We start from the raw sequence: 19475 nt of genomic DNA, 5'->3' as shown, positions 1-19475 counted from the left end.
CTCAAACCCGACAAACCGTGTCACAGAGGCGGCCGACTCCTCTAGGTTGCCCTAACAGGAGCCGGCCAGACTCGCTATGTCACGTCATGGACGCGGTCCCCGGCCACGAAAGACGTTGGCAAGTACCGAAACCACGAGCAGCACCAGGAAAATAAAGAACAGAATCTTCGCAAACCCGGCTGCGGTACCCGCGATGCCGCCGAAGCCCAGCACGCCGGCGATGATGGCGATGACCAGACAGACCAGTGCCCAATACAACATAACGAATCCTCCTTTTTGGAGCCTTCCTGCCGGCGACTGTCGATGCCGGCGATCCAGCAGACTTTCCGTACGTGTCTTCCAACGTTGCACAGGCATCGGTTTAGGGCAAATCAGCGCTGTCTTGTTCGCCTTGAAAAGAATCGGCAAGCTGCTGAATATAAAGCGTAAATTTTCTTTATTATGGTTTATTCAGCTTGTGTTAATCTGGCGGTTTTCCAAAAATAGCCCGTCAACCCGGACACCGGCGGTTCGGGTCGGTATCATCGGAAAAAAGCCTTCCAGGGAACCAGAATGCGAGCAGTAGACAGGCCAGCGCTACCGACCGGTTTTCAGGTCATTCATGCCAACAAGCTGGAAGATCTGCGTGCGGTGACGGTGGAACTCATTCGCACGTTTCCGCTGGATCCGCTCGAGAACGACGTCTTCCTGGTTCACTCCAACGGCATCGCCCAGTGGCTCAAGCTGGCGCTGGCCCGGGACGAGGACGACCCGACGCTGCCGGGCAATGGCATCGCCGCTGCCATGCAGTTCCTGCTGCCTTCGCGCTTCCTCTGGCAGGTTTACCGGACCGTTCTCGGGGAAGACGCCGTTCCCGAACAATCGCCGTTCGACAAGGACCGCATGACCTGGCGCCTGATGCGCCTGATTCCGGAACTGGTGACTCAACCCGGCTACGAACCCCTGGCGCGTTTCCTCAGTGGCGGTCAGGAAGCCCGGCGTCGCTACCAACTGGCCGAGCGGGTGGCGGACCTGTTCGACCAATACCAGGTCTACCGGGCGGACTGGCTGGAAAGCTGGGCTGACGGTCAGGATGTGTTGCATGTCCGCGGTTCCGAGGAGCGCGCCGTACCGGCCGAACAGCTCTGGCAGCCAGCGCTGTGGCGGGCCCTGATCGCCGATATCGAAGGCAGCGGCGCGAATACCAGCCGCGCCGAGGTCCACACTCGTTTCCTGGAAGCCGCGGCCAAACTTGATGGCGGTAGTCGACCGGCTCATCTGCCGCGGCGGGTGGTGGTTTTCGGCCTGTCGTCTTTGCCTCAGCAAACGCTCGACGTGTTAAGCGCGCTGGGCCGCTGCTGCCAGGTCATCCTGTGCGTCCACAATCCCTGCCAGTACCACTGGGCGGATATTATCGAGGACAAGGATCTGCTGCGGGCCGAACGCCAGCGCCGGGCCCGCAAGCCGGGCATGCCCGTTCAACTGGACGACCACAACCTGCACCTGCACGCCAATCCGCTGCTGGCCGCGTGGGGCAAGCAGGGGCGCGATTATATTCGCCTGCTGGACCACTACGATGTGCCGGAGAGCTACGCCCACTGGCTGGACCGCGTTGACCTGTTCCGGGAAAGTGACGGCCGCTCACTGCTGCAGGATTTGCAGAACGACATCCTCAACCTGAATCCGGTGCATGAAAGCGAACGCCAGGCGACAGAGGCCGATCGCGCCGATCGGTCGCTGGTGTTCCACGCCGCCCACAGTCCGTTGCGGGAAGTGGAAATCCTGCACGATCAGCTGCTGGCCGCCTTCAGCGCCGATCCGAAACTGCAGCCCCAGGACATCATCGTCATGGTGCCGGACATCAACGCCTACACGCCCCACGTGGAAGCCGTGTTTGGCCAGCTGGATCCGGAGGACGACCGCTACATTCCGTACACCATCTCGGACCAGGGCCAGCGTCACCAATCGCCGGTTGTCGCGGCCCTGGAGGCGTTGATGTCGCTGCCGGAATCCCGTCTCGCGGTCAGCGATGTGCTCGATCTGCTGGACGTGCCGCTATTGCGCGACCGTTTCGGCCTGACCGAAGACGATCTACCCCAGCTGCACGACTGGATTCGGGGCGCCAATATCCGCTGGGGCCTGGACGATCGCCATCGCGCCTCCCTGGAATTGCCGCCGGATCTGTTCCGCAACACCTGGCTGTTTGGTCTTCGCCGTATGCTGCTGGGCTACGCCACGGGGGAAGGGGAGCCGTGGCAAGCCATCGAGCCCTACGACGAAGTGGGCGGGCTGGAAAGCCGTCTGGCCGGGCAGCTCGACGCCTTCGTTCGCCAGCTGCAGCAATACTGGGAATGGCTGAGCGAATCCCGGGCGCCGGCGGAGTGGGTCGCCGTGTTGCATCAGCTGCTGCGGGACTTCTTTGGCGAACCCGAGGGCGAGGACGTGCTGCTGTTCAGCCAGCTGGAAGCGGCGCTGGACCAATGGTTCGATGCCTGCGAGCAGGCCGGGCTGGACGATCCGCTGCCGCTGCATGTGGTGCGCGACGTACTGCTGGAGCGACTGGACCAGGGTGGCCTCAGCCAACGCTTCCTGGCGGGCAAGGTGAACTTCGCCACGCTGCTGCCCATGCGGGCGATCCCGTTCCGGCGGGTATGCCTGTTGGGCATGAACGACGGCGACTACCCGCGCACCCAGCCGCCCATGGATTTCGACCTGATGGCGCGGGATTACCGACCCGGCGATCGCTCCCGGCGGGAGGACGACCGCTTCCTGTTCCTGGAAGCCTTCCTGTCGGCGCGGGACCAGTTCTACGTGTCCTGGGTCGGGCGCAGCATTCACGACAACAGCGAGCGGCCGCCGTCGGTGCTGATCGCCCAGTTGCGCGATCATATCGACCGGGTCCGTCGCCCCGCGGAGGGCGACGATCCCGTAACGAAGACGTTGACCACGCTGCATCCGTTGCAGCCCTTCAGCACCCGCTATTTCCCGTCGCCGGATGAGGATTCGCCGCTGTTTACGTTTGCCAAGGAATGGCGGGCGGCGCTGGAAGGCGATCAGGAGGAGGGTGCCGATGCACACGTCTGGCCGGAAAACCTCCCGGAAACCGTCTTCGAGCAACCGCTGGGCCTGACCGAACTGGCTCGCTTCCTGCGCCAGCCGTCGGCGGTGTTCTTCCAGCAGCGATTGGGCGTCTATTTTGAGCGCGCCTCGCAGGACAGCGAGGACGAGGAACCCATCGTGCTGGATGGCCTCGGCCGCTGGCAGCTCACCGACCATCTCGTGCAGGACGTGCTCCAGCACGAAACCGACCCGGATCAGCTCACCGGCAAGCTGCTGCAGGCCGCCCATCGGGCCGTCGGGCGAGGGGAACTGGCACTGGCGGAGGGACTCGCTTCACTCCAGGTGCGTCAGGCCATCGCGCCTTTGCCCGAGCTGTACGGCCGCTATCGAGAATTGCTGGCGTCCGCTCCGCAGGTGGAGTCGCTGAGGCCCGTGCGCATCAGCATAGAACGGGGCGATCACCACCTGGTGCTGGAAGACTGGGTCCGGGATCTGCGCTTCGCTGACGACGGGCGAGCCCTCCAGATCATCCTGAGCAGCAGCAACATCACGACGCCGGATCGCCGCTATCGCTGGCACCAATTGCTTCGGCCCTGGGTCCAGCACCTGGCGGCCAACGCTGTGGCGGCGCCGGTGACCACCCACGTGTTGAGCCAGGCCGGCGATGTGGCCTTCAGTCCCCTGGATCGAATCCGGGCAGAGAGTGCCCTGGAAGATCTGATGCACGCCTGGCTGTACGCATTGCTGAGCCCGTTCCCGGTCGCGCCCAAGACGGCCTTCGCCTGGCTGTCCGTCGAGAAAAAAGGGGAGGAGGGCATGCTCCGCGCGGCCCAGGGCGCCTATGAGCCCCAGTTCAAACGAAGCGGTGAAGTGGAGGAGAGCCCCTACCTGCAACGGTTGTATCCCGATTTTGACAGCCTTCGGGCGACCGGCCGGTTTGCGGCGCTGACCGACCGCCTGTACCGGCCCATCTGGGCCAACGTACACAACGAAGCGGATCAACCCGGCGGAGAGGACAAGGCATGAGCGATACCGACAACCGCCGATTGGACCCCATCACCTTTCCGCTGCACGGCAGCCGGCTGATCGAGGCCAGCGCCGGCACGGGCAAGACCTTCACCATTGCGCTGCTCTACGTGCGAGCGATCCTCGGCCACGAGCCCATCGCCGACAACGCCCACGGGCTGACGCCAAGGGATATCCTGGTGGTCACCTTCACCGAAGCGGCCACCAAGGAACTGCGGGACCGTATCCGGGCGCGCCTGGCGGAAGCGGCCGACCTGTTCCGGTCGGATCCGGCATCGATCGATGCCAACCAGCGCGATAACGAAACCGACCCGCTCAAACGCCTGCGCAATACCTGCCCGGATGAGAGCTGGGCCGCCAATGCGCGCCTGCTGGAACTGGCGGCGGAATCCATGGACGAAGCGGCCGTGCACACCATCCACGGCTGGTGTTACCGCATGCTGCGGGAGCACGCCTTCGACAGCGGCGGCCTGTTTCACCAGACCCTGGAAACCGACCATTCCGAGCTGCAGGCGGAAGTCGTGCGTGACTACTGGCGCACTTTCGTCAATCCGCTGTCGGAAAGCGCCGTGGAGACCTACCTGCAGGCGATTGCTTCGCCGGACGCGCTGCACGACGCCATCCGCCCGCTGGTGAACAGTCCGGATATGGAGTCCAATGACGAACTGACCGATCCCCAGTCGCTGATCGAGCCGGCCATGGCCGAGCGGGTGGCGCTGTTCGACCGTTTGCGGCCCGCCATCCCTGAGGCCGTCGCCGATTTCCGGGAACGCTTTGAGCGGGCCAAGGCCGCCAAGGAAGTGGATGGCCGCAAGCTGCGCGCCGACTGGCTCGAAGGCTGGCTGAACGGGCTGCTGGAGTGGTCGCAGACCGACGGCGTGGCCTTGCCCTCGGTGAGCGACAAACTGTGGGAGCGACTGACTTCCGACGGCGTCAGCGAATGCTGGAAAAAGGGCGCGCCGCCGACCGACGCCGCCCTGGTTAAGGCGGTGGACGACCTGGCGGCTGAACGCGAACGGGAGATCCCACGGGAGATCCTGATTCGCCAGGCCGCGGGCTGGTGCCGGGTGCGTCTGGAACAGGAAAAGCAACGCCGTGCCGAGATGGGCTTCGATGACCTGCTGACCCGGCTCGACAGCGCGTTGCAAGGCGAGGGCGGCGAACGACTGGCCCAGGCCATCCGGCAGCAGTTCCCGCTGGCGCTGGTGGACGAATTCCAGGACACCGACCCGATCCAGTACCGGATTTTCGACGCCGTGTACCGGGTGCCCGACGACCGGCCGGAAACCGGTTTCTTCATGATCGGCGACCCCAAGCAGGCCATCTACGCGTTCCGGGGCGCGGACATCCACACCTACCTCAAGGCCAGGAACGCCACGGCCGGGCGCCACTACACGCTGGCCCGTAACTTCCGTTCGGCTGAAGCGATGGTGACGGCCAGCAACCAGATCTTCCTGCAGGGCGAATCCGCCTCCGGCAAGGGCGCGTTCCGCTTTCGGCGCAGCGATGGGGTCAACCCGTTGCCATTCCATGCCGTCGAAGCCCAGGGCCGGAAGGAGCGGTTTGAAGTGGTGAACGAGGCGCCGCCGGCGCTGACGTTGTGGTACGGCGATGAAGCCGGCACCAAGGACGCGACGGTGGAAAGCATCGCCGCATCGTCCGCCAGTGAAATCGTCCGGCTGCTGAATCTGGGCCGACGGGGCGAAGCCGGTTTTCGGGATGCCCACGGAAAACTGGACGCCTTGAAGGCCGGCGATATCGCGGTGCTGGTGAACACCGGCCGCGAGGCCGACGCCGTGCGGGGCGAACTGGCAGAGAGAGGCGTGAAGAGCGTTTACCTGTCGGACCGTGCTTCCGTGCTGGACACGCAGCAGGCGGCGGACGTGCTGCTGTGGCTGGAAGCCTGCGCCGAGCCGGAGCGGGAGCGCCCGGTCCGCGCCGCCCTGGCCACCGCCACACTGGACCTCGATTGGAACACGCTGGATCACCTGCGCCAGGACGAACTGGCCTGGGAGTCGGAGATCGAGCGCTTCCGCGAATTGGGCCAGATCTGGCGCGACAAGGGCGTGCTGGCGATGATCCGCCGCATCCTGTCGACGTTCGATGTGGCCGCCCGCCTGCTGAGCCAGGCCAACGGTGAACGGGCGCTGACCGATGTGCTGCACATCGCCGAGTTGCTGCAACAGGCCAGCCAGCACATCGACGGCGAACAGGCCCTGATCCGCCACTTTGAGGAAATGATCGCCGACCCCGGCGCAGACGCGGAAACCCGTCAGGTGCGGCTGGAAAGCGACGCGGATCTGGTCCAGGTGGTGACCGTCCACAAATCCAAGGGGCTGGAATACCCGCTGGTGTTCCTTCCGTTTGCCTCCGGCGCCCGTCCGGTCACCCCGAAGCAGTCACCGATTCGCTGGCACGACGCCGAGGGCCGTCGACAGCTGTCGTTCAATCCGGACGGTGATGCGGTGGCCACGGCCGACGAGGAACGCCTCGGGGAAGACATCCGCAAACTTTATGTCGCCCTGACCCGGGCCCGCTACGCCACCTGGGTCGGCGCGCCTTTCCTGCGCAAGGAGACACCGCTGGGCGCGCTAGCATCGCTCGGTGCCTTCGACGACAGTGGTGAGACCGATTGGGCCGCCTGCCTCCAGCAGCTGGCCGGCGATTGCGAGGCCATTGCCGTCGTCGAACAGCCCGAGGCGTCCGATACCCAGTATGAGCCGGAGGCGGCGCGGCAGCCCGGACCGGCCCTGACGCCGGTTCGCCAGGCGGGCGAGCACTGGTGGATCGCCAGTTACTCGGCGATTCGCTATCAGCAGCCTGATACCGAGACAGAGGTGGGCAGCGGGCTTCCAGCCGATGCTCGCGAACCCGAAACGCCGGACGCCGAACGCCTGTCCGAAGAAAGCGAGGCGCCTGCGGCGGTGGCCCTCAAGCCCCTGCGCACGCCCTCGAGCCACGAGCGGCGACTGCATCGGTTCTACCGCGGCGCCGGCCCCGGCACCTTCCTGCACGACGTGCTGGAATGGGCCGCAGAGACTGGCTTCGCCCGGGTTGTGGCGGAACCCGAGGTGATGCAGGAATGGCTCGCCCGACGCTGCAGCATCCGCGGCTGGGACGCCTGGGCGCAGCCATTGGGCCATTGGCTGACCGACCTGATCCAGGCGGACCTGCCGCTGCCGGTTCAGCCGGATGGCACCGCCGGGACGCTGCGTTTTGCGGACGAGCCGCGCATGGTCCCGGAGATGGAGTTCTGGATTGCCAGCCAGAGCCTGGACGTGCGCAAGCTCGATGCGGTCGTTCGCCACCACACCCTGGGCGGCCGGGAGCGGCCGGTGGCGTCGCCACTCCAGCTCAATGGCATGTTGAAGGGCTTTATCGACCTGGTGTTCGAACAGGACGGTCGCTACTACGTGGCGGACTACAAGTCGAACTACATCGGGCCGGACGATGCGGACTACCACCCGGACGCGCTGGCCGAGGTCATCGCCGGGCACCGCTACGACCTGCAGTACTGCCTGTACCTGCTGGCCCTGCATCGCCTCCTGCGATCCCGGCTACCGGACTACGATTACGACCGCCACATCGGCGGCGCCGTCTACCTCTTCCTGCGCGGAAACCAGGCCGAAAGCCGGGGCGTGTTCTGCGAGCGGCCGGACCGGGAATTGATCGACACACTGGATCGCCTGTTCCGGGGCGAATCCGTGACGGGCACAGCGAGCGACGCACCATGACCACCGACACCACACAACAGATGTTCGCCTTCGACGACGCGCCGCTGAAGGATGCGGAGACCGTCTTGTCGATCCTGCGCCAGTGGGTGGATCTGGAATGGTTGCGGGCGCTCGACCTGTCACTGGTCACGCTGCTGCACGACGAAGCCGTCAAAGCAGGGCAGGCGCCGGACCCGCTGCTGCTGATGGCGGTGGCACTGGCGTCCCATCAACTGGGTCGCGGGCACGTCTGCCTGGATCTGGCCACCATGAACCGCCAGGGCTACGACGCATTGCTGTCGCTACCGCCGGAAAACGAGGAGGCGCCGGAGCAGCGTCTGCTGCCGTCGGAAGTCCTGCTCGGCGTGTCGGTGGACGAATGGGATCGGGCCCTGAATCACCCGCTGTTGGTGGCCAACGGTGCCGACGCAGAGACTCAAACCAGCCAGCCCCTGGTGCGGAACGGCCTCCGGCTCTACCTGCGCCGCTACTGGCGCTATGAACAGACCATAGCCGATCAGATCGCGCAGCGGCTGGCCCAGGCGGCGCCGATCCAGACGCTCGGTTCCCAGGAAGCCCAGTTACTGAAAGAAGCCCTGACCCGGCTGTTTGGCGCCGCCAAGCCGGAGAGCGACACCGACTGGCAGCGGGTCGCCTGCGCCAATGCGGCCCGGGGTGGTTTCAGTGTGATCACCGGTGGTCCGGGGACGGGCAAGACCACCACCGTCGTGCGACTCCTGGCGGCGTTGCAGCACGTGGCCATGAATCGTCCGGAAGAGAAACGTGAGCTGGTGATTCGTCTGGCGGCGCCTACCGGTAAAGCCGCCGCGCGACTCAACGAGTCCATCGCCGGCGCGGTGGACAAGCTGGACCTGGCGGCCTTTGGCGACGGGGAGCGCCTGCGCCAGGCGATCCTGACCGAAGTCACCACGCTGCACCGGCTGATGGGCAGTATCCCGGGATCGCGGCGCTTCCGGCATCATCGCCACAATCCGCTGCTGGTGGATGTCCTGGTCGTGGACGAGGCGTCCATGGTGGACGTGGAAATGATGGCCCAGGTGCTCGACGCCTTGCCCGAGAACGCCCGGATCATCCTGCTCGGGGACAAGGACCAGCTGGCGTCCGTGGACGCCGGCGCGGTGCTGGGGGATTTGTGCCAGCGGGCCGGTGAGGGCGGTTATCGCGAGTCAACGCTGGAATGGTTGGAATCGATCACTGGTTGCCGGATTGATCGCCAGTTCGCCGCCGAAGACGGTTCGGCACTGGACCAGAGCATCACGCTGCTGCGGCGCAGCTATCGCTTTGACGAACACAGCGGCATTGGCCAGTTGGCCAGGGCCGTAAACCAGGCCGGCACGGGCGACACCCCGGTGAATCCGGCGGACGTGTCGCAGTTGTTTGAGAAGGGCTATCCCGACATCGCTCGCCGAAGATTGCCGCGAGACAGCGACTCGGTCATCGCCGAGCACTGTATTTCCGGCGGAGCCGAAGCCTTCCCGGCGGCCGGGCAGGGACGGGGCAACGGTATCGAATCGCCCCGGGGCTACGCCCATTACCTGCAGGTGATGAAGCACACCGCTCCGGCGCCGGGCGCCGACCAGACCGAGCTGGATCAGTGGGCGAACGCGGTGCTGAAAGCCCACAACCAGTTCCAGGTCCTGTGTGCCTTGCGGCGTGGGCCGCTGGGCGTGGAAGGGCTGAATACGCTGATTGCTGGCGCGCTCCAGTCCCGTGGCCTGATCGGCGCGACCGAGGGCTGGTACGCCGGTCGTCCGGTGCTGGTCACCCGCAACGACTACAGCGTGGGCCTGATGAACGGGGATATCGGGATCACCCTGTCTATTCCGGTAACCGGTGAGGCGGGCGATTCAAACCGGCAGGTCCTGCGTGTGGCGTTCCCAGCCAACGATGGCAGCGGCCGGATCAAGTGGGTGCTGCCCAGTCGCCTGCACGCGGTCGAAACGGTCTATGCCATGACCGTCCACAAATCCCAGGGCTCGGAATTCGTGCACACGTGCCTGATCCTGCCGGACCGGCGCAATCCGGTACTGACCCGGGAGCTGGTCTATACCGGCATCACCCGGGCGCGGCATTGGTTCAGCCTGTTGTTGCCGGATGAGGGGGTATTCCAGGATGCGATCAGTCGTGGGGTGACGCGGACGTCCGGGTTGCGGGCGGCTTTGGAGGAGTAGTTATCATGGTCCCCCGGTAGGTTGGGCTGACGCAGGAAGCCCAACAACACTGGCTTCGCATTCGTCCAGGTTTGCCTCTGAATCCGATACGGCGATCCGGAGTAAATGGAAGGAGGCGGTGTGGCATCGGGTCTCGCTGGGCAGATCTGTTGGGCTTTCTGCGTCAGCCCAACCTACGATTCTGACGGCCCCTCCGAAGCTAAAGCGTCGGCTACATTAGGACGCGACATCTCGCGGTCATCGCTTCCCGAATCATGCCAATCGTTATGTGCCGGAACACAACCGTCATCGGTAAGCGGAAGTGGTTTTTAATGTAGCAGACGCTTTAGCTTCTGAGCAGGCCGTGGGCCTGCCGATAAACCCGGGCCCTGCCGGGCCCTCCGAAGCTGAAGCGTCGGCTACACCAGGGCGCGACATCTCGCGGTCATCGCTTCCCGAATCATGCCAATCGTTATGTGCAGGAACACAAACGTCATCGGTAAGCGGAAGTGGTTTTTAATGTAGCAGACGCTTTAGCTTCTGAGCAGGCCGCAGGCCTGCCGATAAACCCGGGGCCCTGCCGGGCCCTCCGAAGCTGAAGCGTCGGCTACATACCCGTGCAAAACCTTACGCCCGGGACATACCTATCAGCGATTCTCGCTGTCCCGCACCGGCAACCGGTGATTCACCATCTCCGTCAAAGCCTGCAACTGCTGCTGCACCTCATCCAGCTTGCGGGCCATGTCGTCCCGTTCGCGGTGGGCCTGTTCGGCTTCGCGGCTGTTCTGCTCGGCACTCATCACTTCCAGGATCACACCGATCATCATGTTCAGGAACACGAACGCTGTCAGGAAGATGAAGGTGATGTAGTACAGCCAGCTCAGCGGATATTCGGACATGGTTTCGTACATCACGTCCGTCCAGTCTTCGAACGTCGCCACGCGGAACAGCGTGAGCAGCGACACGGCCACGTCGCCCCACAGGTCCTCGTTGATCGGCGCAAAGAACAGCGAGCCCATCGCGGCGTAGATGTAGAAGATGATGAACATCAGCAGGGCGATGTAGCCCATGCGGGGAATTGCTTTGAGTAACGAGTTGATCAGGAAGCGCAGTTCCGGGATCACCGAGACCAGACGCAACACCCGGAAGACCCGGAGCAGCCGGCCCAGCAGCACGGCTTCGGAATTATCGAGCGGGATCAGGCTGCCCACCACCACAATGGTGTCGAACAGGTTCCAGCCGTCCAGCAGGAAGCGTTTCTTGTCCGGATACACCGCGAAACGGAAGACGATCTCCAGCAGGAAGAACACGGTAATCGCGCCGTCCAGGAAGAGGATGGACTGTTCAACCACCTCGGGAAGGTCATAGGTCTTGGCGCCGATGGCGAGCGCAGACAGGATGATGATGGCGATAACCGACGTCTGGAACAGCTTGCTCGATTCGATGCGACGCAGGCTTCCCAGCACGGACGAGGCATCCGTGGAGTACGACATGGCGGGGAGTCTCCGAAATAAACAGGGTAGTGACGGATTTTATTCAGTTGCCCGCCAAAGGAGAAGCGTTCTCAGTCCTTATCGCCGTTGTTCTTTTGGCGCCGACGGTTCAGACGGATGATGACGTCGGCCAGGGAGTGGATCTGGCGATTGGCGACGCGGATGGAGCGATACACCCGGGTGGAGACGTCGTCATGGATTTCCCGGGCGCGGAGGCTGTTTTCACGGATCCGGTCGTCGCCGGAGAGGCGATCGATGGCCTGGAAGGTGGTGTCGCTCAGCATGCGGTGCAGGACGGCAATCGCCGCGGTGCCGCCGTCGACGGAATCCTGCAGCATCAGGCGCCGGTTGTCGGCCTCGATGCGCTCGAATTCGCGTTTACGCACGGCATTCTCGACTCGGGCGAGCGAGGCTTCCAGTCGCTTGAACTGCTCACTGATGTGCGACGCACGTTGCCAGGCCAGCCCCATTAACAAGGCGGTCGCGGCTGTGCCGGTCAGCAATATCCAGAGCATGGTGACCTTCTCCGTTAGCGATATTCCACCTTCATTTCGGCTTCGACGCCGCGCTCTGCCAGTTCAGCACCGACTTCACGCATCACCTGCTGGTAAACCCGGCGGCAGACCATATTGGGCAGGTGATCCGCCACAATCCGCGCGGACCGGGACTCCCGCTTGGCCACGGCGATCGGATCCAGTACCCGCACGGTCAATACCATCTGCGGTTCTTCGCTACGGCGCCCACCGTTCAAAGATTCGATCCGGGACAGGGCGCTCTCCAGCATTTCACCCTGACGCTTGAGCTGGCGATACAGCACAATCGCGGCGATGAGCAGGCCAATCACGCACAAGGCGAGGAACACCGTCACGTTGGAAACTCCTGTTACCATGGTTGTTTCATCGTTGTCGTCCCTACAGGCACTTGGCCTGCGAGGCTTTCCCGCATAGTGTGAGGGACGTCAGCGGCCTTGCGATTGGCCGAAGTGCCGCTTTAATACCAAACGCCCGGAAACCCAAGGTCGCACAGAACAGGGAGATGACATGAGCCGAAGAACCGCTTTGGTCACCGGCGCCTCCGCCGGCATTGGCCAGGGATTCGCCGAGAAACTCGCGAGTCAGGGTTACGACCTGGTGCTGGTGGCCCGCCGCCGGGAACGTCTGGAAGCGCTCGGTAGGGATCTGCAGGCCCGCTTTGGGGTGGCGGTTCACATCGTGGCCGAAGACCTCGGTGACGCCGGTGCCGTAGAACGCATCCTCCACACCGTCGACGATGCGGGGCTCCACGTCGACTTCCTGGTGAACAACGCCGGTTTTGCCGCGCGCACCAGCCTGGTGGACAGCGATTGGTCGGTGCTGAACCAGGAAATCCAGGTAATGGTTACGGCGCTGACCGAACTCATGGTCAAACTGGGCCGGCGCATGGTGAAGCGGGGCTACGGGCACATCATCAACGTGGCGTCCCTGGCCGCCTTTGCACCGTCGCCGGCGGGCATGCTGTACACGGGCATCAAGAACTACGTGGTCAACGTGTCCGAAAGCGCCGACATGGAATTTCGTCAGCACGGCGTTCGGGTGACCGCATTGTGCCCGGGCTTTACCTACACTGAATTCCACGACGTCCAGGGCACGCGCGAGCAGGTCAGTCGCCTGCCGTCGATTCTGTGGCAGGACGTGTCGGCCGTCATCGAGGAAGGCTACCGGGCCGCGTTGGCTGGCAAGCCGGTTTGTGTTCCGGGCCGCTTCAACAAGGTCATCGCGTCGGTCAGCGGGTTGCTGCCCGAGTCCGTTCGCTACCAGTTGGGACGTCGGGGCCGAATCTACTGATCGACCTGAACCGCAGGGTGGGCGGGTGCGTATCAAACCTGCATCACCGCTAACGCGTTGAATTCTGACTATACTGCCTCTTTTACGCACCAACCCGGGGGATCGCTATGGAATGGCTCAAGGCTTTTGTCGCTGGTGTTCTGGCGACGCTCCTGTTTCATCAGGGGCTGTTCGGTCTGTTTTATCTGGCGGGCCTGGTGCCGGCCGCACCCTACAACATGACGCCGGTTCCGCCGTTCCATGTGCCCGCCGTGATGTCGCTGGCGTTCTTCGGTGGATTGTGGGGCATTCCCATCTGGGCCATCATCCGGCGCATGCAGCCGCTGATGCACTGGATCAGCGCCATCGTCCTGGGGGCCCTCGGGCCCACCGTTGTTGCCATGCTGGTGGTGTTCCCGCTCAAGGGAATCCCCGTAACCGCACAGACCTGGATGGGCGGTCTGGTTCTGAACGGCTTCTGGGGCCTGGGCCTGGCGGTGTTCATGGCGTTTATGGTGGATCGTAAAAAAGTATAATAATCATAATCCTAAAGAATATTTTTCAGCTACTTTCAGAAAAAGGGATCTCAGAATGAGTCAGGCACCATTCGATATTGTGGTTTTTGGCGCGACCAGTTTTGTGGGGCAGATTCTGTCTCGTTACTTGCTGGAGCGCTACGGCGCCGGCGGCGAGGTCAACTGGGCCATCGCCGGGCGTTCCGAAGCCAAGTTGGTGACGTTCAAGTCGGGGCTGGGTGAGGCGGCCGCGGATCTTCCGGTCATCATCGCGGACGCCGGCAACGAAGCATCGCTGACCGAGATGTGCGAACAGACCCGCGTGGTCATTTCCACGGTCGGGCCCTACGCACTTTACGGCGAGCCGCTGGTTCAGGCGTGCGTGAACAGCGGTACGGATTACTGCGACCTGACTGGCGAAGTGCAGTGGATTCGAAAGATGATCGAGCGCTACGAGGAGCAAGCCAAGAAGACTGGCGCGCGCATCGTGCATTGCTGCGGCTTCGACTCGATTCCCTCGGACCTGGGCGTTTATTACCTTCAGCAGCAGGCGAAAGCCCAGTTCGGTGAGCCGTGCTCGACGGTGAAAATGCGGGTGAAGGCAGCCAAGGGCGGATTGTCCGGTGGTACCGTCGCCAGCATGATCAACGTGACCAAGGAAGCGGTGGCCGATCCCGCACTGCGCAAGGAACTGGCCAACCCGTATTCCATCTGCCCGAAGGATTTCCGGCCGGCCCGTCGTCAGCACAACGTGAAAGCGGCGGAATACGATGAGGATTTCCAGGCGTGGACGGCGCCGTTCGTGATGGGCGCCATCAATACCCGTGTCGTACACCGCTCCAACGCCTTGCAGGGTGCCGCCTACGGTCAGGAATTCGGTTACGACGAGGCGGTCCTGACCGGTAAGGGACTCAAGGGACGCGCGGCGGCGCTGGGCGTGGCGGCGGGACTGGGCGGTTTCCTGGTGGCTGCGACCATCAAACCGGCCCGTTGGGCGCTGGAGAAGTTTGTCCTGCCCAAGCCGGGCGAAGGCCCGACGCCCAAAGCCCAGGAGGAAGGCTTCTTCGACCTGCGCTTTGTGGGTATTTCCGAAAAAGGCGAGATGATTCGTACCAAGGTCACCGGCGATCGTGATCCCGGCTACGGCTCCACCGGCAAGATGCTGGGCGAGGCGGCCATGTGCCTGGCGTTTGATATCGACACGCCGGAAAAACGTCCCGGCGGCTTCTGGACCCCGGCCTCCCTGCTGGGCCAGAAAGCCATCGACCGCCTGGTGAAAAACGCGGGCCTGCGGTTCGAACTGCTCGAGAACCGCTAGCCCCGCCTCACGCTTTCCAATCGTCCGTGGTCAGCGTCCTGTGCATCGGTGGCAGGGCGCTGGCGTCATGGGCCAGCCCCACCACCGTCTTCCCGCTCAACTCAATTTCCAGCGCCTTGGACAGCTGCGCGGCCGTGTCGCGATCCAGGCCGGTAAACGGCTCGTCGAGAATCACGATCGGCGCATCCAGCAGGAGCACGCGCGCCAGGGCGACCCGGCGGGCTTCACCGCCGGACAGCTGACGGCCCGCTTCGCCGACCCAGGTCATCAGGCCCAGAGGCCAGCTATCGACAGCCTCTGCCAGCTGAACGACCTCCAGCACGTGCCAGATTTCACCGGAGGTGATGTCCGGGCGCGCCAGCTTGAGGTTGTCCAGCAGGGTGCCGTTGAACAGGTGAGTGCGCTGGGTCAGGTAGGCCACATCCCGCTGCGCGCCGATGCCGTTGGCCGGCCAGCGGGTTCGGCCGTGGCAGCGAATCTCGCCGGTATCCGGCGTCAGCAGACCAGCGGCCAGATCGGCCAGCGTGGACTTGCCGCTGCCGGACGCCCCGATGAACCCAACCCGGTCTCCGGGAGCCAGTTTCAGCGTGAAGTGGCGCAACAGCGGGTGGTGATCTTCGAAGGCAAAGCCCACATCGTGCCATTCCAGTTCGCCGGGCGTGGGCTCGTCCACGGCCTCGGGGGCATCCATCAGTTCGTAGTGCACTTCGGTATTCAGGCGTCGGGCGGAGGCCACGGTACCGCCGAATTCCGCGTAAGCCGGGGGCAGGGCAATCAGGATTTCACCGAGGCCCAGCACCGCCAACGCGATCAGCACCGCGACCGGGCCACTGACCGCACCGGATTCGACTCCGCCAAGGCCCATAACCAGTGCCAGCAGGGCAACCGCCTGCACGGTCCAGGTGATCAGGCCCTGCGCCGTGGAAACCGACCGCTCCGTGGCGTACTGCGGGCGCATCATGGTTTGATCGTCGTCCAGCAGACGGTCACAATGTGCGCCGATCAGGCCCGCTGCCCGCAGTTCCGCCTGGCCTTCCAGGGTCTCGATCAGTCGGCCCCGCAAGGCTTCCAGGCGTTCGACCCGGCGCGCGGTACGCTGTCGATTCATTCGGGCCAGACCCAGCGTGATGACGGCAGTCAGCGCCAGCAGGGCGACCAGCACCCACAGGGCGAGCTGACCGCTGACCAGCAACGCCAGCAGGCTGACAGTGCCAATGGCCAGAATCGCCACACCCAGCGGCGCCAGCAGCCGCAGATACAGGTTGTCGAGTGCATCGATGTCCTGCACCAGACGGCTCAGCCGATCCGAGGCCCGGGCGAACAGGTGCTCATGGGGCAGCTGGTGAGCCAGGGTCGAAAACAGGCGAACGCGCAGGTCGGCGAGCAGGCGCAGCACGGTGTCGTGGTTGAACACCCGCTCGACATAGCGGGACACGGTCCGGGTGATGGCAAAGAAGCGGATGCCGCCGCCCGGCACGTAGATGTCCAAAAACGCGTGGATACCTTTGGCCAGCAGGGCGCCGGTGATGGCCGAGGCAGTCAGGAACCAGCCGGACAGGCCCAGCAGGCCAATGGCGGACAGCACTGTCAGCAGGATCAGCACGCCGCCGATCACCAAGCGGCCACGGCGTTGCAGGATCAGTTTCAGCCAGGGCCAGAGTTCATTCATGGATCAACCCTCCGTGACGGACGCGGTACACCGTGTCCGCCATATCCAGCAATTGCGGGTGATGGCTGGCCAGCACGAGGGTCCGGCCATTTGCGACCAGCTCGTCCAGGGCGGCGATGACCTGTTCTTCGCTTTCGGCGTCGAGGCCGGCCGTAGGCTCATCCAGCAGCACCAGCGGATAATCCGCCAGGAAAATACGCGCCAGGGCCAGTCGACGCGCCTGACCGCCGGACAGCCCGGCGCCGGATTCGGACACGGGAGCGTTCAGCCATTGCGGATGGGTTTCCACCAGGTGCGTCAGGCCGGCTTTGGCGAGGGCGTCCAACAATTGCTCGTCAGTGGCGTCTGGCGCCACCAGGCGCAGGTTTTGCGCCCAGGTGCCCTGCAGGATAAAGGGGGACTGACCCAGCCAGCCGAAGGGGCGGGCACCCGGCGTTTCACCAAACACGCTGATCGATCCGGACTGGGGCTGGCAGAAGCCGGCAATCAGGTGCAGCAGGGTGGATTTGCCGCAGCCCGAAGGCCCTTCCAGCCCGACAATCTCGCCCGCACCGATCGTCAGCGACAGATCGGCAAACAGCGGGCCGCGATCGGCGAACCCGAACGAGACGTGCTTCAGGTGAATGCCCTGGGCGGTGTCCGGCGTGTCGTAAACCGTCGGGGTCGTTGGAGAACGAGCGGATTCGGCCTCCAGGCGTTCCAGCAGGCAATCCGCGGCGCCGATGGCAGAGGCGCGGTCGTGGTAATGCTGGGACAGCAGGCGCAGCGGCTGGAAGAACTCCGGCGCCAGAAGCAGGATGAACAGGCCGCTGAACAGCGTCAGCTCATCGGCCCCGCCGAAATGAATATAGCCCAGCAGCCCGAAGCCGATGTACATGGCGATCACCGCAATGGCGACCGACGAGAAAAACTCCAGCACCGCCGAGGACAGGAACGCCACCTTGAGCGTTTTCATGTTTACCTTGCGGAACTGGTCGGTGACCTGGCCCACCTCGCGAGTGGCCTTATCCGTCTGACCGAACAGCTGCAGGGTCGTGAGCCCCCGCAACCGGTCCATAAAATGACCGGACAACCGGCCCAGGGTTTCGAAGTGCTGTTGGTTCAGCTTCTCGGCGCCCATACCCACCAACGCCATGAACAGCGGAATGAGCGGTGCCGAGAGCAACAGGAAGAGGGCGGCGAGCCCGTCGTAGCAGAAAACCACCACCAGGATCAGCAGCGGCACGATCACAGACAGCATCATCTGTGGCAGGAACCGCGCGAAGTAACCGTGGAGGGCTTCCACCTGTTCCAGCCATTCGCTGGCCAGCGTTGCCGGGCTGGTCTGTGACAGCCCCGTGGGGCCTTGAGCCTGCCAGCTGTCGATCAGTTGGCGACGGACGGATTGCCGGATGGTTTCACTGGACGCCGCGGCCGCGTTGTCGCGCATGATCTGGAAGGCGCCGCGCAGCAGAATCGCGGCGAGAATACCGCCAATCAGCGGTGTCAGCGTGGACAGTTCGACGTGTTCCATCACCACCTGGGACACCAGCCAGGCCGTCAATCCAAGCTGGACCACCATGGCCACGGCGGATGCAGTGCCGCCGACAATCGCGAGGCGAATCTGGGGCCGCGCCGGGCCGGCCAGCTCATTGAGCCAGTGCCGGACCCGCCGTTGCCTTTCCCGATCGGTGGAGGAACGGCCCCCGGCGTCAGCGCCGGGAGCCTCGTCAGTGGAGGAGGATGGTTCAGTGATAGCCGACACCTGCCTTGACCTTGCCGCGGAAGACCCAGTAAGACCAGGCGGTGTACACCAGCACGATGGGGATGACGAACAACACACCCAGCAGCAGGAACAGCTGCGATTCCGGCGCGGAGGCCGCATCCCACAGGGTGTAGTTCGGCGGTACCACGTACGGCCAGCGGCTGGCGATCAGACCCAGGTAGCTGAAGATGAACAGCCCCATGGTGGCGACGAACGGCATGCCTTCGGTGCGTTTACCCACGTGCCGGAAAATCTGGTAGGCACAGAACAGCGCCAGCACCGGGAAGATCCAGATGACTTCGATCGTGGAGAACCAGCGTTCGCGCACCAGCTCGTCCACAAAGGGCGTCCAGGCGCTGACGATGGCAAACACGACCAGCACCGCAAGCAACAGCGGACGGGTGATCTTGTAGGCCCATTCCTGGATATAGCCTTCAGACTTCAGGATCAGCCAGGTGCTGCCCAGCAGCGCATAGCCCGCCATCAGGCCCAGGCCGGTGAGCACGGTGAACGGAGTCAGCCAGTCCAGCGCGCCGCCGACGTAAACGCCGTTTTGGGTTTCAAAGCCCTGGATGTAGGCGCCGACCACGCAACCCTGCGCGAACGAGGCGATCATGGAGCCAACCGCAAAGGCCCAGTTCCACAGATAGCGGGACGTGCGCGCCTTGAAACGGAACTCGAACGCCACGCCCCGGAAGATCAGCCCGGCCAGCAACAGGAACACCCCGATGTACAGCGCCGGCAGGAAGATCGAGTAGACCAGCGGGAACGCGGCCAGCAACCCGGCACCGCCGAGCACCAGCCAGGTTTCGTTGCCGTCCCAGATGGGAGCGACGGAGTTCATCATCACATCCCGGGCCTGTTCGTCCGGCGCGAAGGGGAAGAGGATACCCAGCCCCAGGTCAAAGCCGTCCATCAGGACGTACATGATGACGCCGAACCCGATAATCACAGCCCAGATAAGCGGTAAATCGATCAATTGCAT

Annotated in this window: 13 protein-coding genes; 6 read left to right on the top strand and 7 right to left on the bottom strand. The window is 64.0% G+C overall.

What is annotated here, in order from left to right; genetic code table 11:
* Positions 1 to 84: 84 nt before the first annotated feature.
* Positions 85 to 261: a DUF1328 domain-containing protein gene (locus JL474_RS04100; protein ID WP_123634477.1), complete on the bottom strand. Its 177-nt coding sequence runs from the start codon at positions 259 to 261 to the stop codon at positions 85 to 87.
* 291 nt (positions 262 to 552) lie between these two features.
* Here JL474_RS04100 and recC point away from each other — a divergent pair, with 291 nt between their 5' ends.
* The 3 genes from recC to recD are packed head-to-tail and all read left to right on the top strand — an operon-like array spanning position 553 to position 9970.
* The gene (recC, locus tag JL474_RS04095) at positions 553 to 4065 is read left to right on the top strand and encodes an exodeoxyribonuclease V subunit gamma (protein WP_203141020.1); all 3513 of its coding nucleotides are present in this window, start codon (positions 553 to 555) and stop codon (positions 4063 to 4065) included.
* Positions 4062 to 7799: an exodeoxyribonuclease V subunit beta gene (gene recB / locus JL474_RS04090; protein ID WP_203141019.1), complete on the top strand. Its 3738-nt coding sequence runs from the start codon at positions 4062 to 4064 to the stop codon at positions 7797 to 7799. Before recC ends, recB begins: the two co-directional genes overlap by 4 nt.
* Positions 7796 to 9970 carry an exodeoxyribonuclease V subunit alpha gene (gene recD / locus JL474_RS04085; RefSeq protein WP_203141018.1) on the top strand — a complete coding sequence of 725 codons (2175 nt, stop codon included), beginning with the start codon at positions 7796 to 7798 and terminating at the stop codon, positions 9968 to 9970. Before recB ends, recD begins: the two co-directional genes overlap by 4 nt.
* A gap of 626 nt (positions 9971 to 10596) precedes the next feature.
* Here recD and JL474_RS04080 read toward each other — a convergent pair.
* From JL474_RS04080 to JL474_RS04070, 3 genes are all read right to left on the bottom strand, one after another.
* A complete protein-coding gene (locus tag JL474_RS04080) occupies positions 10597 to 11442 on the bottom strand; it encodes an ion transporter (protein WP_203141017.1) in 846 nt (281 codons plus the stop codon).
* A gap of 71 nt (positions 11443 to 11513) precedes the next feature.
* Positions 11514 to 11957 carry a hypothetical protein gene (locus JL474_RS04075; RefSeq protein WP_203141016.1) on the bottom strand — a complete coding sequence of 148 codons (444 nt, stop codon included), beginning with the start codon at positions 11955 to 11957 and terminating at the stop codon, positions 11514 to 11516.
* A gap of 14 nt (positions 11958 to 11971) precedes the next feature.
* Positions 11972 to 12331 (bottom strand): hypothetical protein, encoded by a 360-nt coding sequence (locus JL474_RS04070; protein ID WP_123634490.1) that lies wholly within the window; start codon positions 12329 to 12331, stop codon positions 11972 to 11974.
* Positions 12332 to 12482: 151 nt separating this feature from the next.
* On the opposite strand from JL474_RS04070, the gene JL474_RS04065 reads away from it, so the two are divergent.
* From JL474_RS04065 to JL474_RS04055, 3 genes are all read left to right on the top strand, one after another.
* Complete coding sequence (locus tag JL474_RS04065; RefSeq protein WP_203141015.1) at positions 12483 to 13265, top strand: SDR family NAD(P)-dependent oxidoreductase; 783 nt, start codon at positions 12483 to 12485, stop codon at positions 13263 to 13265.
* Positions 13266 to 13372: 107 nt separating this feature from the next.
* Positions 13373 to 13780, top strand: a complete 408-nt coding sequence (locus JL474_RS04060; RefSeq protein ID WP_203141014.1) for a hypothetical protein — start codon at positions 13373 to 13375, stop codon at positions 13778 to 13780.
* A 55-nt stretch (positions 13781 to 13835) separates the two neighbouring features.
* Positions 13836 to 15077: a saccharopine dehydrogenase family protein gene (locus JL474_RS04055; RefSeq protein ID WP_203141013.1), complete on the top strand. Its 1242-nt coding sequence runs from the start codon at positions 13836 to 13838 to the stop codon at positions 15075 to 15077.
* A 7-nt stretch (positions 15078 to 15084) separates the two neighbouring features.
* Here the strand turns inward: JL474_RS04055 and cydC are convergent, their stop codons facing one another.
* Genes cydC through cydB form a run of 3 tightly spaced genes read right to left on the bottom strand, consistent with a single transcriptional unit; the run spans position 15085 to position 19475 of the window.
* Positions 15085 to 16746, bottom strand: coding sequence for a thiol reductant ABC exporter subunit CydC (gene cydC, locus JL474_RS04050; RefSeq protein WP_203141012.1), 1662 nt, complete (start codon positions 16744 to 16746; stop codon positions 15085 to 15087).
* Entirely contained in the window at positions 16739 to 18490 is a 1752-nt protein-coding gene (gene cydD / locus JL474_RS04045) for a thiol reductant ABC exporter subunit CydD (RefSeq protein WP_328797772.1), read from the bottom strand. The genes cydC and cydD overlap by 8 nt, the downstream gene beginning before the upstream one ends.
* Positions 18474 to 19475: a cytochrome d ubiquinol oxidase subunit II gene (gene cydB, locus JL474_RS04040; protein WP_203141011.1), complete on the bottom strand. Its 1002-nt coding sequence runs from the start codon at positions 19473 to 19475 to the stop codon at positions 18474 to 18476. Before cydB ends, cydD begins: the two co-directional genes overlap by 17 nt.

The sequence above is a fragment of the Marinobacter mangrovi genome (assembly GCF_016798325.1).
Taxonomy (GTDB): domain Bacteria; phylum Pseudomonadota; class Gammaproteobacteria; order Pseudomonadales; family Oleiphilaceae; genus Marinobacter_A; species Marinobacter_A mangrovi.
Note: the sequence above shows the minus strand (reverse complement) of the source record. Positions and strands in the feature narration are given on the sequence as shown.

Excerpts from the sequence above, each read along its gene's own strand:
- JL474_RS04100 (WP_123634477.1), bottom strand. The coding sequence starts at position 261 with ATGTTGTATTGGGCACTGGTCTGTCTGGTCATCGCCATCATCGCCGGC.
- recC (WP_203141020.1), top strand. The coding sequence starts at position 553 with ATGCGAGCAGTAGACAGGCCAGCGCTACCGACCGGTTTTCAGGTCATT.
- recB (WP_203141019.1), top strand. The coding sequence starts at position 4,062 with ATGAGCGATACCGACAACCGCCGATTGGACCCCATCACCTTTCCGCTG.
- recD (WP_203141018.1), top strand. The coding sequence starts at position 7,796 with ATGACCACCGACACCACACAACAGATGTTCGCCTTCGACGACGCGCCG.
- JL474_RS04080 (WP_203141017.1), bottom strand. The coding sequence starts at position 11,442 with ATGTCGTACTCCACGGATGCCTCGTCCGTGCTGGGAAGCCTGCGTCGC.
- JL474_RS04075 (WP_203141016.1), bottom strand. The coding sequence starts at position 11,957 with ATGCTCTGGATATTGCTGACCGGCACAGCCGCGACCGCCTTGTTAATG.
- JL474_RS04070 (WP_123634490.1), bottom strand. The coding sequence starts at position 12,331 with ATGGTAACAGGAGTTTCCAACGTGACGGTGTTCCTCGCCTTGTGCGTG.
- JL474_RS04065 (WP_203141015.1), top strand. The coding sequence starts at position 12,483 with ATGAGCCGAAGAACCGCTTTGGTCACCGGCGCCTCCGCCGGCATTGGC.
- JL474_RS04060 (WP_203141014.1), top strand. The coding sequence starts at position 13,373 with ATGGAATGGCTCAAGGCTTTTGTCGCTGGTGTTCTGGCGACGCTCCTG.
- JL474_RS04055 (WP_203141013.1), top strand. The coding sequence starts at position 13,836 with ATGAGTCAGGCACCATTCGATATTGTGGTTTTTGGCGCGACCAGTTTT.
- cydC (WP_203141012.1), bottom strand. The coding sequence starts at position 16,746 with ATGAATGAACTCTGGCCCTGGCTGAAACTGATCCTGCAACGCCGTGGC.
- cydB (WP_203141011.1), bottom strand. The coding sequence starts at position 19,475 with ATGCAATTGATCGATTTACCGCTTATCTGGGCTGTGATTATCGGGTTC.